This window comes from Mesorhizobium sp. LMG17149 (assembly GCF_024518695.1).
Taxonomy (GTDB): domain Bacteria; phylum Pseudomonadota; class Alphaproteobacteria; order Rhizobiales; family Rhizobiaceae; genus Mesorhizobium.
Map to the genome: position 1 here is coordinate 14,741 of NZ_JANIFL010000009.1, position 15,051 is coordinate 29,791.

A 15,051-nucleotide genomic window follows, 5' to 3' on the forward strand; every position below is an offset into this window, starting at 1 on the left:
GTGCGCAGAGGGCAGGCCGGTTTGAGGAGTTCCACCGGCCGGCTGTTTGTGTGAAGGGCGCCTTCGCCATCAAGATGGTGCGGGTGCGACAGAAAACAGCGCGCGGGGCGGCAAGCCATGCGCATTGAAACCATCCGGGCCGCCGGCGACAAGCCGGCCCATATCCGCCATGACGATCTGATCTCCGCCAAGGGCGTTTCGGTGGTCATGGCCCGTCAGCTGATCCTCAGGAACATCGATCTTTCGGTGCCAAAGGGATCGTTCGTTTCCCTTATCGGCCCTTCCGGCTGCGGCAAGAGCACCTTGCTCAAGGTGCTGGCCGGACTGGTGCAGCCGACCCAGGGCAGCGTTTCGATCGCCGGGCTCGCGCCGACCGAGGCGGCGCGCAAGCGGATGATCGGCCTCGTCTTCCAGGACGCCAACCTGCTCCCCTGGAAAAACGCCGTCGACAATGCCTCGATGCTGCTCAGCATCGCCGACAAGTCGCTGTCGCGCTCGGATCTGCGGGCGCGCGGGCAGGAGATGCTGGAGCTGGTGGGGCTGGGCGACAGCGCCCACAAGCGGCCAAACGAGCTGTCGGGCGGCATGCGGCAGCGGGTCGCCATTGCACGGGCCCTGGCGCTCGATCCCGCAGTCCTGCTGATGGACGAACCGTTCGGCGCGCTCGATGCCATCACCCGCGATTCGATGGGCCAGTCGCTGCTGGAGATCTGGCAGCGGACCGGCAAGACGATCGTGCTCGTCACCCATTCCATCGACGAGGCCATCCATCTGTCGCGCCATGTTCACGTGCTGGGGATCAAGCCCGGGCGGATCACCGAGAGCCTCGACATTGCGCTGCCTTATCCGCGCGACCTGTCGGTCACCGAAGATCCGGAGTTCGTCAGGCTGGTGGTCCAGTTGCGAACGATGCTGCGCTCCAGTCATCAACCGGGAGGCGCGTCTTGAGCGACCAACCCATCACCGACCTTTCCGAGCCGCGCCTCGCCTCCAACTGGAGTGCGGCGACCGGCAGCTGGCTTCCTGCGGTCATCCTGCTGCTGGTGACGATCGTGCTGTGGGAAGCGGCCGTGCGGGTCTTTGCCATATCCGCTTTCATTATTCCCGCTCCGTCCGAGATCGCGAAGTCGCTGGTCGCGCAATGGGACACGCTGATGCAGGCGACGCTGGTGACGGCGGGCGAGATCCTGTTCGGCTTCCTGGTCTCGGTCGTGGTCGGCATCGCCATTGCGCTGCTCATCGTGCGCTTCGATTGGTTGGGACGCGCCCTGTATCCGCTGGTGGTGCTGTTCCAGAACGTGCCGAAAGTCGCGCTCGCGCCGATCTTCATCCTCTGGTTCGGATATGGACTGGCGCCCAAGATCGGCCTGATCCTGGTCATCGCCTTCTTCCCGGTGACGCTCTCCATGCTGGCGGGCATGCAATCGGTCGACCGCTCGCTGCTGTCGCTGATGAATTCGGTCGGGGCCAGCCAGACGCAGATCCTGTTCAGGATCCGCGTTCCGCACTCGCTGCCGAACCTTATGGCCGGAACCAAGATCGCCGCCACGTTGAGCGTGATCGGCGCCATCGTCGGCGAATTTGCCGGGGCGTCGGACGGTCTCGGCTACGTCATCCAGTTCGCTTCGACCCAGCTCGACACGGCGCTGGTCTTCGCAGCGCTGCTGCTCGTTTCCGTGCTTGGCATCGCCTTCTACTACGCCGCCGAAATCCTCGAACGCATCGTGGTGCCGTGGGCGCCGAAATTCAGCCAGTCCTAGGCCCGCTCGATCAACCAAATTCATAAAGGGAACAAAAAATGCTGAGACGCTCACTTATCAAGGCCGCTAGCTTCGCGGCGTTTGTCACGGCACTCGGCTTCTCCAGCGCGGCTCTGGCGGCCGACAAGGTCAACGTACAGCTCGACTGGGTGGTGCGCGGCAATCACGCCATGTTCTTCGTCGGCAAGGAAAAGGGCTTCTTCGCCAAGAACGACATCGATGTGGCCGAGATCCGCAAGGGATCCGGCTCGCCGGACGCGATGCGGCTGGTGGGCAATGAGAACGCGGATTTCGGGTTCGGCGATCTTCCCACGCTTGCCGTCGCACGCTCGCAGAATGTCCCGGTCGTGGCGCTGGCGGCCGTCAATCAGCACTCGCCGCTGGGGATCATTTCGCTGGCCAAGACGCTGAAGCTCACCAAGCCGTCCGACCTCAAGGGACTGACCATCGGCATTCATCCGGCCGGCTCCACCTACATCTTCTTCAAGGGTTTCCTGGCCGCCAACGGCCTGACCGAAAAGGACATGACGCTGAACAGCGTCTCGCCTCCCTATGAAAGCTATTTGCTGCTTGGCCGGGTTCAGACGGTCGTCGGCTATATCGATGCGGAGGTTCCCGAACTGGAAGCGAAGGCCGGAGGCCCCGGCTCGCTCAGCATCATGATGGGGGCGGACCATGGGTGGAAAGCCTATGGCTCGGGCCTGTTCACCTCGCAGGCGATGATCAAGGACAAGCCGGACGTCGTACGCCGCTTCGTCAAGGCATACAGGGAGGCCTTCGACTATGTCGTGGCTCATCCGGAAGAGGCCGCCGAGATCACCGCCAAGGCCGCGCCCGGCTATGCGGAGAAAAAGGATGTGCTGCTGGCGCAGATCAACGCCGACATCGCATCGACGTTCAGCAGCCCCGACACAAAGGAACACGGTCTTGGCTGGATGACGAAGACTCAGTGGGAGGAGACCCTGAAGACACTGACGGACCAGGGCGTGCTCAAGACGGCTCTGTCGGCGGACGACGTCTTCACCGACGCATTCCTGGCAAAAGAATAAGGGGCGCGCGGTGTTCGAACGGAAAGCCCGATGACCGCCTACCGGCAGACCAGGCTGTCCCGCGCGATGCCGCAGGACACATCACGCTCGCCTTTCGCCGCATCGGTGCGGTCGAGCGTGACCTGCACGCGGGTGGCATATGCGCGGCTCGCCAGACCGCACCACAGCCGCTCGACGGGCAGGTTCTCGCGTTTGTCGTTGAGGATCGTGAACGTGCCGGTCTTCGCATCGAACCAGAGCTCGACGCGGGTCTTCTTGCCCGGCTCGACCGTTGCGATCCCGGCTGAATACCAGTGGGCGAAGTCGGCGTTGCAGGAGAGGCTTTCGCTGCCCGCATTCGAAATCGTCAACGGAACCATGTCGAGCCCGTCAGTGCCGGTGCGGACGGTGACATGGTGCAACTCAACCGCGTTGGCGAAGGACGACAACGCCAGCATCACCGGAAGGGCATAACGGATCTTCACTTTGCCTGAGCTCCATAATGTAATTTTTCCTAGGCAGTCTATCTCGCTTTTGCGCAATAACAATAAGAATATTGATTGGTAAAACAACAGAGAGGGTAACATGTTAAAGCTTCTTAAGAGCAGTGTAAGTGCAGCTATATTGACCGGTGTCTTGATGAGCGGCGCGCTTGCCGGCGAGGTCAAGTCGATCGCCATCCTGACGCCCGAAGAAGGCACGGACTATGGCTGGAACCAGCAAGGCATCGACGCCGCCAAGGCGGCGGGCAAGGCCGCCGGCGTCGAAGTGGTCGTGGCCCAGGGCCTCGGCTATGGCGACGTTCGTCCGACCTTGCGGGAACTTGCGACCGATGGCGCCAGCCTGCTGATCGCGCATGCCAGCGGCTACAACACCTCGGCGCCCGAAATCGCCAAGGAACTGAAAGTTCCGGTGGCGATCGTCGACACGCCAGCCGGCCTGGAGAAGGGCCTCGTCGCCGACTACACGCTGAGCGGCCACGAGGGTGCCTATCTGGCCGGCCGTCTCGCCGCCAAGGTGTCGCGTTCCAAGTCGGTCGGCATCGTCGTCTCGGGCGAACCGCCATCGTGGAATTCGCAGTCGGCGGCGTTCGCACAAGGCGTGAAGGCGGAAAATCCTGACGTCAAGATCACCTATGCGGTGATCGGCCCTGCCGCCTACAGCGATGCGGCCGGCGGCAAGCGCGTCACCGAAAGCGTGATCGCATCGGGTGCCGACATCATCTTCGGCCAAGGCAACGGTTCGAGCTTCGGCATGCTGCAGGCGGTCGAGACGACCAAGGCAGCCGATGGCGGCAAGGTCTATTTCATCGACGTCATCGGCGACAAGTCACCGATCGACAAGGGCTTCCTGCTGTCGTCGGTGGTGTGGAACATCGAGCCGGTCTATGCGGCCATGATTGCCGACCTGAAGGCCGACACGTTCGGCACCAAACACTATACGATCGGCCTCAAGGACGACTCGGTCAAGCTGCTGAAGACCGCTGCGATCCCGGACAATGCCTGGACGGAAATCCAGGCGCTGCGCGAGGACGTCATTTCCGGCAAGATCAAGGTCGAGCCGGTCTATGACGCGGCCGCCGTCAGGGCACTGATGACCAGCGTCGCCCAGTAAGGCGATCACGGTCGGCTGCCGGAGGGGTGATCCGTTCACCCCTCCGGACGATTCCTGTTTTTTGGTGCTGGGCTTTCATGAGCGGTTTTTCTTCATCGTCCGTTGCAGGGCGCGACATCGTCGCGCTTGAAGGCGTGACCAAACGGTTCCCCGGCATCGTTGCCAATGACAGCGTCGACCTGTCGATCCGCCCGGGCGAAGTGCATGTGCTATTGGGCGAGAACGGCGCTGGAAAATCGACACTGATCGGCATGTTGTCCGGCCTGCAGCAGCCGGACGAAGGACGCATACTGGTCGACGGCAAACCGACGCCGATCACCTCGCCGCGCCATGCGCTGGCACTCGGCATCGGCACCGTATTCCAGCACATGATGCTGGTGCCGACGCTGACGGTGGCGGAAAATCTCCTGCTTGGCGGGCCGTGGTGGCAGCGCCCCAGGACCGAGGAACTGGCGGCGCGCGTCGCCGAGATCACCGGCACGCTCGGCATCACCGTCAAGCTTCAAGCCAAGGTATCGGAGTTGTCGCTCGGCGAGCAGCAGCAGGTCGAGATCCTGCGCGCGATGCTGCGCAACAGCCGGCTGCTCATCCTTGACGAGTCCACCTCCATGCTGACGCCGAAAGGTATCGACGAACTGGGCGCGCTGATGCGCCGCCTCGTCGAGCAGGGTCTGGCGATCGTCTTCATCACCCACAAGCTCAAGGAGGCGGCTGCCTTCGGCGACCGAATCTCGGTGCTGAAGCTTGGCCGCAAGGTCGGCGAGATCCCGCCCGAGCGGTTTCGCGCGCTGGGCGAACAGGAGATCGTCTCCGAGATCGTGGAATTGATGTTCGGCAAGCAGAAGGATGATCCGGAAGCCGTCGAGCGTCCTGTCCGCACTGCCCGCGCCGGAACGGCCCCGCTGCTTCAGGTCGCGGATCTGGCGGTCGCGCCGACGGACAATGCGCCGGGCCTGTCGTCGATCTCCTTCGACATCCGCCCGGGCGAGATCCTGGGCATAGCCGGCATCGACGGCAACGGCCAGAAGCAGCTGGCGGAAGCGCTGGCCGGCCAGCGTACAGCTGCCGGCGGCTCGATACGGCTGGAAGGCGCCGCCATCGAGACGCTGAGCGTTGGCGAGCGCCGCCGGCGCGGCCTTCGCTACCTGACCGACGACCGGCTGGGCGAGGGCACTGTCGGAACCTTCCCGGTCTCGATCAACTTCTTCCTCAAGCAGGTCGGCGCGGCCCCGTTCTGGCGCAACGGCGTCGAGCAGCGCGCGGAGATCGACAAGCGCGCCACCCAGCTCGTGCGCGAATATGACGTGCGTACGCCGAGCCTGAAGACGCCTGTCGCGAGGCTGTCCGGCGGCAACATCCAGAAGGTGCTTCTGGCGCGAGAACTGGCTGAGGGCGCCAAGGTGGTGATCTTCAACAAGCCGACCTACGGTCTCGATCTCGCCAACACTTTGGCGTCGCGCCAGCGTATTCGCGACACGGCGGCGCGTGGCCTTGCCGTGCTGCTGATCTCCACCGACCTCGAGGAATTGCTTGGTCTGTGCGATCGCATCGCCGTCATCGCCGACGGAGCTTTGGTCGGCACCGTCGAGAATGCCGACGATGCCCGCACCAAGGTCGGTCGCCTGATGATCGGACTTGCCGCATGAGCATCGACACCGCACCCACGGTCAGTGCTACCGCACTCGATGCCACGAGCGGGGCAAGGACGCGCCGCGACATCGCGCATCGGCTGCTGATGACGCTCGGCCCGATCCTCATCGCTCTCGTCATAGCCGGCTGTATCCTGCTTGCGGTCGGCGTCGACCCGCTCGCCTATTACGGCTTCGTGCTGGAGAAAGGACTGTTCTCGCCGCTCGGCATCCAGCAGACGCTGACGCGCATGGCGCCGCTGCTGTTTCTTGCCGCCGGCCTGATCGTGGCCTTTCGCGCCGGCATGTGGAATCTCGGCGGCGACGGCCAGTTCCTGCTCGGCGCGGTGACGGCGGCGGCCAGCGCTCCTATGTTCGTGCAGGTCATGCCAGCCTGGCTGGCGCTGGTCTGCTCGTTCCTCATCGCCATGGTGGTGGCGATGATCTGGTCGCTGGTGCCGGCCCTGCTGCGTGCCTATCAGGGCGTCAACGAGATCATCACCACGCTGATGATGACGTTCCTCGGCACCTCGCTCGCCAATGTGCTGGTCAAACTGGCGTTTCGCGATCCCAACACGACCGTGCCGCAGACGCGCACGCTGCCGGTGGAGGACCGGCTGCCGCGCCTGTTCGAAACGACCATCACCAGCGGCTTGCTGCTTGGGCTGGCGGCGATCGTCATCGTGCATCTGGTGATGACGCGCACGGCGTTCGGGCTGAAGCTGAGGATCGTCGGCGCCAATCCACGCGCGGCGGTTCACTCGGGGCTCAGCGTCCCCGGCCTGACCGTCGCCGTCTTCGCCATTTCGGCCGGGCTGGCCGGGCTTGCCGGCGCCGTCGACATCATCGGCGTCCAGGGCAATGTCCGCGCCGACTGGAATCCCGCCTACGGGCTTGCCGTGATACCCGCCGTCTTTCTCGCCCGCATGAACGGCTTTGCAGCCATCGGCTTCGTGTTCCTGCTTTCGGTGCTTTCGATCGGCGGTGAGAGCGCGGCGCGCCGGCTCGGCGTGCCCAATCATTTCACTCTGGTGCTGGTTTCCATCGTGCTGATCGTGCTCGCGCTCGCCGAATATTTCGATCACCTATACAACCAGTCGCGGAGGGCCTAGGGCATGACCGGCCTCTTCAGCGAAGTCTTTCTCAGCGCGCTGCTGTTCGGCGCTGTCACCGCGGCGATCCCGCTGCTGCTTGCCGGGCTCGGCGAGCAGATCTCCGAGAAGGCGGGCGTGCTCAATATCGGCATCGAAGGCATGATGCTGGCCGGCGCCTATCTCGGCTTTGTCGGCGCTTTCTATTCCGGGTCGCTGTGGCTGGGCTTTCTCACCGGTGCCGTCGGGGGTGCTGCGGTGGCGCTTGTCATGGCGCTGCTTTGCGTGCGCATCGGGCTGAACCAGATCGTCATCGGCATCGCGCTGACCTTGGGGCTCGAGGGCCTGACGGCACTGCTCCACCATTTCCAGTTCTCACGCAGCTACCCGCGCCTGCCCGCGGCGGAGGCGACCGTCATTCCGCTGCTTTCGGACATCCCGGTCATCGGGCCTGCATTCTTCAAGCATCATCTGATCGTCTATCTGGCGGTCGCGCTGGTTTTCGGCATGAGCTACCTCTATCGGCGCACGCAACTCGGCCTCAATTTGCAGGCGGCAGGCGACAAGCCGGCCGCGCTCGATGTCGCCGGCATCGATGTCGTGCGGACCCGCACCATCGCCGTGTTGACGACTGGAGCGCTGGCTGGGCTCGGCGGCGCCTATCTCGCCAATGTCGGGGCTGGGCTGTTCATTCCGTTCATCACCAATGGCGCGGGCTTTCTCGGCATCGTGCTGGCCATGCTGGCGCGCGGTCGCCCGATCTGGGTGCTGTTCGGTGCGTTGCTGTTCGGTGTCTGCCTGTCGCTGACGACGGCCATGCAGGTGGCCGGGATCAACATACCGACCGACATCATCCAGATGCTGCCGTTCCTGGCGGTGATGATCATGCTGGTGCTGTTCGGCCGGCGCGCGAGCCTGCCGGCGGCGCTCGGGATTCCATACGAGCGCGGCGCGCGCTGAGGACAATTCATGCGCGGACGGGACCCGCGCCAATAAAGGAGGCAAGAATGTCGGATACCAAGGTCTACCTGCTCGACGGCGGCTCGCTCGTTCTCGACGGCTATCATGTGTTCTGGAATCGCGGCCCTGGCGGCGAAGTGCGCTTCCCGGTCTATTCGATCCTGATCGAACATGCCGAGGGCCGGTTCCTCATCGACACCGGCTACGACTACGATCATGTGATGAAGGTGCTGCCATTCGAAAAGCCGATCCAGGAAAAGCACCAGACCATCCCCGGCGCCCTGGCGCTGCTCGGCCTTGAGCCGAAGGACATCGACGTCGTGGTCAACTCGCATTTCCACTTCGATCATTGCGGCGGCAACAAGTATTTTCCGCATGCCAAGAAGATCTGCCACCGGACCGAGGTGCCGCAGGCGTGCAATCCCCAGCCTTTCGAACATCTCGGCTATTCCGATCTGAGTTTTTCGGCGGAGGCTGCCGAAGCGCGTGGCGCGACCGGGCAATTGCTTGCGGGAACGACACGGGCGAACTCGAGCTTCGAAGGCGTCGATGGCGACGTCGACCTTGCCAGGGGCGTCCGGCTGATCTCGACGCCCGGCCATTCGATCGGCCATTACAGCCTGCTGGTCGAGTTCCCCAAGCGCAAGCCGATCATGTTCACGATCGATGCGGCCTATACGCAGAAGAGCCTTGAAACGCTCTGCCAGGCGGCCTTCCACATCGATCCGGTGGCGGGCGTCAATTCGATGCGCAAGGTGAAGAAACTCGCCGAGGACCATGGCGCCGAGCTGATGTACTCGCACGACATGGACAACTTCAAGACCTACAGGACCGGCACGCAATTCTACGGCTGACCCCCGCCAATCCGGAGACCAAGACGATGCGTTATCTCGAACATGCCGATCCGGTCATCACCCTGACCGCGGGGCCGGTGAACGCCTATGCCGAAGTGCTGCGCGGCCTCGGGCGCACGGTGCTCTACGACTACGACCCGGCGTTCCAGCTTTTCTACGAAGGTGTGGTCGACAAGGCGCAAAAGGCGATGCGGCTGTCGAACAAGCCGGTCATCCTGCATGGCGAGCCGGTGCTTGGCCTGGAGGCCGCCGCGGCCTCGCTGATCACGCCGGACGATGTCGTGCTCAACCTTGCCTCAGGCGTTTACGGCAAGGGGTTCGGCTATTGGGCGAAGCGCTATTCGCCACATCTGCTCGAGATCGAGGTGCCCTATAACGAGGCGATCGATCCGCAGGCGGTCGAGGCAATGCTGAAGGCGCATCCGGAGATCACCGTCGTTTCCGTCTGCCACCACGACACGCCGTCCGGCACCATCAATCCGATCGACGCCATCGGTGCGCTGGTCTCGGCGCATGGCGGCTATCTCATCGTCGATGCCGTCTCGTCCTTTGGCGGCATGAAGACACATCCCGAGGATTGCAAGGCCGATATCTATGTCACCGGCCCCAACAAATGCCTGGGCGCGCCTCCCGGCCTCACGATGATGGGTGTCAGCGAGCGGGCCTGGGCCAAGATGAAGGCCAATCCCCTGGCGCCGCGCGCGTCGATGCTGAGCATCGTCGACTGGGAGCATGCGTGGTCGCGGGACAAGCCGTTTCCATTCACGCCGTCGGTCTCGGAAATCAACGGGCTCGATGTCGCGCTCGACCTCTATCTCAATGAGGGACCGGAGGCGGTGTGGGCGCGCCATGCACTCACCGCCAAGGCCATGCGCGCCGGCGTCGCAGCGATGGGCCTGTCGATCTGGGCCGCCAGCGACAAGATCGCGTCGCCGACCACGACTGCCGTGCGCACGCCCGAAGGTGTCGACGAGAAGGCGCTTCGCCAGGCCGCGCGCGCCCGCTACGGCGTGGTGTTTTCGTCTGGCCGTGGCGAGACCTTGGGGAAGCTGACACGCATCGGCCATATGGGACCGACCGCCCAGCCGATCTATGCGATCGCGGCGCTGACGGCACTGGGCGGGGCCATGAACGCGGCCGGCCAGAAATTAATGATCGGCAGGGGTATCGACGCGGCGCTGGCCGTGATCGACGCCGACGCCTGAACAGACATCACCACGGATTGAGGGAGCATTTTCATGACTGAACGGCTTGCGGGAAAGACGGCCCTGGTTACAGGCGCCGCGCAGGGTATCGGCAAGGCGATCGCAGCGCGGCTTGCCGCCGACGGGGCAACCGTCATCGTCAGCGACATCAATGCCGAAGGCGCCAAGGCGGCGGCCGCGGGGATAGGCGGAAAGGCGAGGGCGATCGCCGCCGACATTTCCGATCCGGCATCCGTCAAGGCACTCTTCGCCGAAATCCAGGCCCTGACCGGGGGCATCGACATCCTGGTCAACAATGCCAGCATCGTGCCGTTCGTCGCCTGGGACGATGTCGATCTCGACCATTGGCGCAAGATCATCGACGTCAATTTGACCGGCACTTTTATCGTCAGCCGCGCCGGTACGGACCAGATGCGTGCGGCGGGGAAGGCCGGACGGGTGATTTGCATCGCGTCCAACACCTTCTTTGCCGGCACGCCGAACATGGCGGCCTATGTCGCGGCCAAGGGTGGCGTCATCGGCTTCACCAGGGCGCTCGCCACCGAGCTTGGCAAATACAACATCACCGCCAATGCGGTGACGCCCGGCCTGATCGAGAGCGACGGCGTCAAGGCGAGCCCGCACAACGAGGCGTTCGGCTTCGTCGAGATGCTTCAGGCGATGAAGGGCAAAGGGCAGCCGGAACATATCGCCGATGTGGTTTCGTTCCTGGCCTCCGACGATGCGCGCTGGATCACGGGCCAGACGCTCAATGTCGACGCCGGGATGGTGCGCCACTAGCCAAAGCGCATCCCAAAACCTGTTGTGCATTCCGGGCGACCTGCATGGGGTCGCAGCAGCGGACGAGCGCGGCCAATCAAGGGAAATCAAAGTGGACTTCGGATTAGACACGTCGGTTTTCGACGGGCTCACGATTGCAATGCTGGTCGCCGGCCTGGCCATGACCGGCGTGGCGTCCGGCGTGCTGGCTGGTCTGCTGGGAGTCGGAGGCGGCATCGTCATCGTTCCGGTGCTGTTCTGGGTGCTTAGCCTGTTCCAGTTTTCTCCTGATGTGATCAGCCATCTGGCGGTGGCGACGTCGCTTGCGGTCATTATCCCCACCTCGATCTCATCGATGCGGTCACACAACAGGCGCGGCAATGTCGACCGGGCACTGCTCACACTATGGGGACCGGCCATTTTCGTCAGTGCCCTCATCGGCGGCATCATGTCGAAATTCATCCCGGGCGCTGGCTTGCGGCTGGTCTTCGGCGTCGTCGGCCTGCTGGTGGCCGTCAACATGGCGTTGCCGAAGCACCTCGTGATCTCCGATCACCTGCCGCAAAGCGGCTGGATCAACCGCGCGATCGCTGCTGTGATCGGCTTTGTCTCTTCGCTCATGGGAATTGGCGGCGGCACACTGTCGGTGCCGACGCTTTCCAGCTTCTCCTTTCCGGTGCACCGGGCCGTCGGCACATCGTCGGCGCTTGGCCTGCTTATCGCGCTTCCAGCGGTGGCCGGCTTCATCTGGTCGGGTCTCGCAATTGCAGGCAGGCCCCCGCTCAGCCTGGGTTATGTCAGCCTGCCGGCGGTTGCCATCATAGCGCCCATGAGCTTTCTGTTCGCTCCTCTGGGCGCAAGGCTCGCCCACGCGCTCAACCCGCGCTACCTGAAGCTTGCCTTTGCGTTCTTCCTGGCAATCACGGCCGGCCGAATGCTGCTTTCCTGAATTCGTTGGGCGGCCTACGGCTATTTTTCCCGCATGGCCCGGCGGAGGTTCTGCGTGATCGGCTCGGCGAGATAAGAGAGCACGGTGCGAGCCCCCGTCCGGATCATCGTCTCGCTCGACATGCCGGGCAGCAGCTTGCGGCCCTCCAGCTTGCCCAGTTCGCTTTTGTCGATCACAACCGTCGCGGCGAAAAACGGTGCGCCGCTGCGCTCCTCAACCATGCGGTCAGCCGACACGATCTCCACGACGCCCTCGAGCGGCGGCAGGTTGTAGCGGGCGAAGGCCGGGAAGCTGACGCGCGCGAGCTGTCCGGGTGCGATCGTCTCGACATCCTCCGGCTTGACCATAGCCTCGACCACGAGTTGTTGTCCGAGCGGTACGATCGTCATCAATGTCTCACCGGGTTTCACGACACCGCCCGCCGTATGGACCTTCAGCTCCATGACGATGCCGTCAACCGGCGCGACGACGTTGGTACGGCTAAGCACGTCCCTGGCGGAACGCTCCTGCTGTCCGAGGTCAAACAGCTCCGCCTCGACCTTGCTCAACTCGTCGACGGCCTCGTTCAGGCGCACTGTGTTGAGGTTCAGGATCTGCATGTCGATCTCGGCCATGGCGCTTCCGGCACGGGCGATTGCCGCGACATTGGTGGCGCGCTCGCCCTCGATCTCCCGCTGCTGGCGTCTGAGCGACAAGTTCCGTTCGCGGGTGGTCAGCCCTTTCTTGAGCAGACCCTCAAGGTCTTTGCTTTCACCCTCGATTGCCTCGATCTGCTTGTCTTCCGTGACGATAAGCTGCTCCAGCCCCGTTATCTCTTCCTCGACCTGGTGACGGCGCTGGCCGAGAATTTCCTGCTCGTCCTTCAGATTGTGGTGCTTCGCTGTAAACACGTCACGCTGTGCTGCCACCGCGTCCTTCACGGCGATCGCGGGGTTTGCGAGCAACGCCGGATTGAACTCGATCTCGGTCTTGCCGTCACGCTCGGCCCTGAGACGCGCGGCCAGCGCCTCACGCGTTGCTATCCGGTTCTGGATCAGGTCGAGTTGCGCCTTTGCCTGCGTGTCGTCGAGCCCGACGAGGATCTTGCCCGCCTTGACGATATCCCCGTTGGCGGCGTTCAACTCCGCGATGATGCCGCCCTCGAGGTGCTGGATGAGCTTGCGGTCGCCGGCGACCTTGATCACGCCCGACGCTACCGCAGCGCTGTCCAGCGGCGCCAGGGCCGCCCATCCCCCGGCCACGCCGAAGAACAGGAACATGATCGCGAAGCCGGTGCACGTCACGCCGGTGAGACGGAGGGGTTGCGGCTCCAGGAGAGAGGGCGGCGCGAGGGGCAGCGGCACGACCTTCAATTCAGGGGGGCGGCTCATGCTTCCTTGACCTCTTTGATTTCCTTCACCACTTCAAGGGCTGGCAACTGGGCCACCTTGGGCAGATGGGCCACCTTGCCGACACGGCTGGCGAGTTCATTGAAGACATGATCGCGCGGCCCGAAGAGATCTTGCTGACCCCTGTTGAGGACCAGTATCTTGTCTACCTTGTCCAAGATGCTGGCGCGGTGCGCGATAAGGATAACGGTTGTATTCGTCGCCTTGGCCACGCCGAGAGCGGCAATCAATGCCTCCTCGCCCTCCCTGTCGAGGTTGGAATTGGGTTCATCGAGGATAAGCAGCGCGGGGTCGCCGTAGAGTGCCCGCGCCAGCCCGATGCGCTGGCGCTGCCCGCCCGACAGTATCGCACCCGCTTCGCCGATTTCGGTGCCGTACGCCTTCGGCAGTCCTTTGATCAGCTCGTGGACTCCCGCCAACTGCGCGGCCTCGACCACCTTGTTGAAGACCGCCGGGTTGAGCATCGCGAAGCGGCAAATGTTTTCGGACACGGTGCCGGCGAAGAGCTCGATGTCCTGCGGCAGATAGCCGACATGACGACCACGGTCTTCCGCCGCCCATTGGGCAACATCCGTTCCGTCCAGCAAGGCGCGCCCCGCGGACGGGCGCCAGGCGCCGGCGAGTATGCGCGCCAGGCTCGTCTTGCCAGCCCCGCTCGGACCGATCAACGCCATCGCTTCACCCGGCTCGAGGCGGAAGTTGATCCCCTTGAGGATGTGCTCGCCACCCTGCCGGGCAAGCACAAGGTTGTCGGCCTCAAACCTGCCTTTCGGACGGGGCAGTGGCAGGACCGGTGTGGCCTCCCGGTGCTGTCCGGCGACCGCGGTGAGGCGCCGGTAAGCGGCACGGGCTCCGACCGTCGCCTTCCAGGTGCCGATCGCTTGCTCGACCGGTGACAATGCGCGGCCCATCAGGATCGAGGCGGAGATCATGATACCGGGCGAGGCCTCGTTGCGAAGAACCAGATAGGCACCGAGGCCGAGTATGGCCATTTGCAGGGCCAGCCGGTGACAACGCGCGATGGCCGCGATGACCCCACCCCGGTTAGCGGCAAGGACTTGTCCTTTGTTCGCCTCGTCCTGCTGTGCCTTCCAGCCCTCCATCAGCGGCTTTAGCATACCCATCGCCTGGACGACCTCGGCGTTGCGGATCGTCGCCTCGGCCTGCACGTATGCCCGCGACTGTGCATTTGCAGCCTCGGTCAATGGTTTGCGTGTGACGTATTCGTTGAGCAACGCCAACGCAAAGAGAACAATCCCGCCGCACAGCGCCAACCAGCCCAGCCAGGGGTGCATGACGAATATGGCGGCGAAAAACAACGGTGCCCAAGGCGCGTCAAGAATCGGGAAGATGCTCGGGCTGGTGAAGAAATTCCGCACTTGATCCAGGTCGCGCAGCGGACGGGCGTTGGCATGACCGGGCGCCGAGGCGGCATATTCCACGGATGCGGTCAGGAGAACCGGTGCCAACCGCGCGTTCATCCACGATCCGACTTTAGCCAGAAGACGCCCGCGCACCACCTCCAGCCCCGCCATTGCCGCGAGTGCCCCTGCCGCCATAAGCGACAGCATCACCAGCGTCTCCAGGCTGTGGCTGGACAACACGCGGTGGTAGACTTGGAGCATATAGAGCGCCCCGGTCAGCATCAGCACGTTGATGCCGCCGCTGAACCAGACAAGCGGCCGGATGGCGCGTCTGGCCTCTTTCATCACCACCTGCAGGGCAGGCGGCTGTTGGTTGGTTCTCATCATCTGGATGACATCTCCGTGCAAGAGATCGCGGGAGGCGCACGGGGGCAGCATCGGCTGCCCCCGT

14 protein-coding genes are annotated in these 15,051 nt (G+C 63.8%); 11 read left to right on the top strand and 3 right to left on the bottom strand.

The window, feature by feature from the left end:
* The first annotated feature begins 117 nt into the window (after nucleotides 1-117).
* The 3 genes from NP945_RS21140 to NP945_RS21150 are packed head-to-tail and all read left to right on the top strand — an operon-like array spanning nucleotide 118 to nucleotide 2,809.
* A complete protein-coding gene (locus NP945_RS21140) occupies nucleotides 118-948 on the top strand; it encodes an ABC transporter ATP-binding protein (protein ID WP_127809457.1) in 831 nt (276 codons plus the stop codon).
* Nucleotides 945-1,760: an ABC transporter permease gene (locus tag NP945_RS21145; protein ID WP_256747430.1), complete on the top strand. Its 816-nt coding sequence runs from the start codon at nucleotides 945-947 to the stop codon at nucleotides 1,758-1,760. Before NP945_RS21140 ends, NP945_RS21145 begins: the two co-directional genes overlap by 4 nt.
* 38 nt (nucleotides 1,761-1,798) lie before the next feature.
* Nucleotides 1,799-2,809 (top strand): ABC transporter substrate-binding protein, encoded by a 1,011-nt coding sequence (locus tag NP945_RS21150; RefSeq protein WP_128364752.1) that lies wholly within the window; start codon nucleotides 1,799-1,801, stop codon nucleotides 2,807-2,809.
* Nucleotides 2,810-2,847: 38 nt separating this feature from the next.
* On the opposite strand, the gene NP945_RS21155 is transcribed toward NP945_RS21150, so the two are convergent.
* Entirely contained in the window at nucleotides 2,848-3,273 is a 426-nt protein-coding gene (locus tag NP945_RS21155) for a hypothetical protein (RefSeq protein ID WP_127408288.1), read from the bottom strand.
* Nucleotides 3,274-3,373: 100 nt separating this feature from the next.
* Here NP945_RS21155 and NP945_RS21160 point away from each other — a divergent pair, with 100 nt between their 5' ends.
* From NP945_RS21160 to NP945_RS21195, 8 genes are all read left to right on the top strand, one after another.
* Entirely contained in the window at nucleotides 3,374-4,402 is a 1,029-nt protein-coding gene (locus NP945_RS21160) for a BMP family protein (protein ID WP_256747431.1), read from the top strand.
* Nucleotides 4,403-4,479: 77 nt separating this feature from the next.
* Nucleotides 4,480-6,048, top strand: a complete 1,569-nt coding sequence (locus NP945_RS21165; RefSeq protein ID WP_256747432.1) for an ABC transporter ATP-binding protein — start codon at nucleotides 4,480-4,482, stop codon at nucleotides 6,046-6,048.
* Complete coding sequence (locus NP945_RS21170) at nucleotides 6,045-7,142, top strand: ABC transporter permease (protein WP_256747433.1); 1,098 nt, start codon at nucleotides 6,045-6,047, stop codon at nucleotides 7,140-7,142. The genes NP945_RS21165 and NP945_RS21170 overlap by 4 nt, the downstream gene beginning before the upstream one ends.
* A gap of 3 nt (nucleotides 7,143-7,145) precedes the next feature.
* Nucleotides 7,146-8,081 (top strand): ABC transporter permease, encoded by a 936-nt coding sequence (locus NP945_RS21175; protein WP_127326723.1) that lies wholly within the window; start codon nucleotides 7,146-7,148, stop codon nucleotides 8,079-8,081.
* A 47-nt stretch (nucleotides 8,082-8,128) separates the two neighbouring features.
* Nucleotides 8,129-8,935 (top strand): 4-pyridoxolactonase, encoded by an 807-nt coding sequence (locus NP945_RS21180; protein WP_127809463.1) that lies wholly within the window; start codon nucleotides 8,129-8,131, stop codon nucleotides 8,933-8,935.
* A gap of 26 nt (nucleotides 8,936-8,961) precedes the next feature.
* Nucleotides 8,962-10,140, top strand: a complete 1,179-nt coding sequence (gene ppaT, locus NP945_RS21185; protein WP_256747434.1) for a pyridoxamine--pyruvate transaminase — start codon at nucleotides 8,962-8,964, stop codon at nucleotides 10,138-10,140.
* A 33-nt stretch (nucleotides 10,141-10,173) separates the two neighbouring features.
* Nucleotides 10,174-10,920 carry an SDR family NAD(P)-dependent oxidoreductase gene (locus NP945_RS21190; RefSeq protein ID WP_256747435.1) on the top strand — a complete coding sequence of 249 codons (747 nt, stop codon included), beginning with the start codon at nucleotides 10,174-10,176 and terminating at the stop codon, nucleotides 10,918-10,920.
* Nucleotides 10,892-11,848, top strand: coding sequence for a sulfite exporter TauE/SafE family protein (locus tag NP945_RS21195; RefSeq protein ID WP_306283244.1), 957 nt, complete (start codon nucleotides 10,892-10,894; stop codon nucleotides 11,846-11,848). The genes NP945_RS21190 and NP945_RS21195 overlap by 29 nt, the downstream gene beginning before the upstream one ends.
* A gap of 20 nt (nucleotides 11,849-11,868) precedes the next feature.
* Here NP945_RS21195 and NP945_RS21200 read toward each other — a convergent pair whose 3' ends face one another.
* Nucleotides 11,869-13,218 (bottom strand): HlyD family type I secretion periplasmic adaptor subunit, encoded by a 1,350-nt coding sequence (locus NP945_RS21200; protein WP_256747436.1) that lies wholly within the window; start codon nucleotides 13,216-13,218, stop codon nucleotides 11,869-11,871.
* Nucleotides 13,215-14,984 carry a type I secretion system permease/ATPase gene (locus NP945_RS21205; RefSeq protein WP_127326866.1) on the bottom strand — a complete coding sequence of 590 codons (1,770 nt, stop codon included), beginning with the start codon at nucleotides 14,982-14,984 and terminating at the stop codon, nucleotides 13,215-13,217. The genes NP945_RS21200 and NP945_RS21205 overlap by 4 nt, the downstream gene beginning before the upstream one ends.
* Between the last annotated feature and the right edge of the window lie 67 nt (nucleotides 14,985-15,051).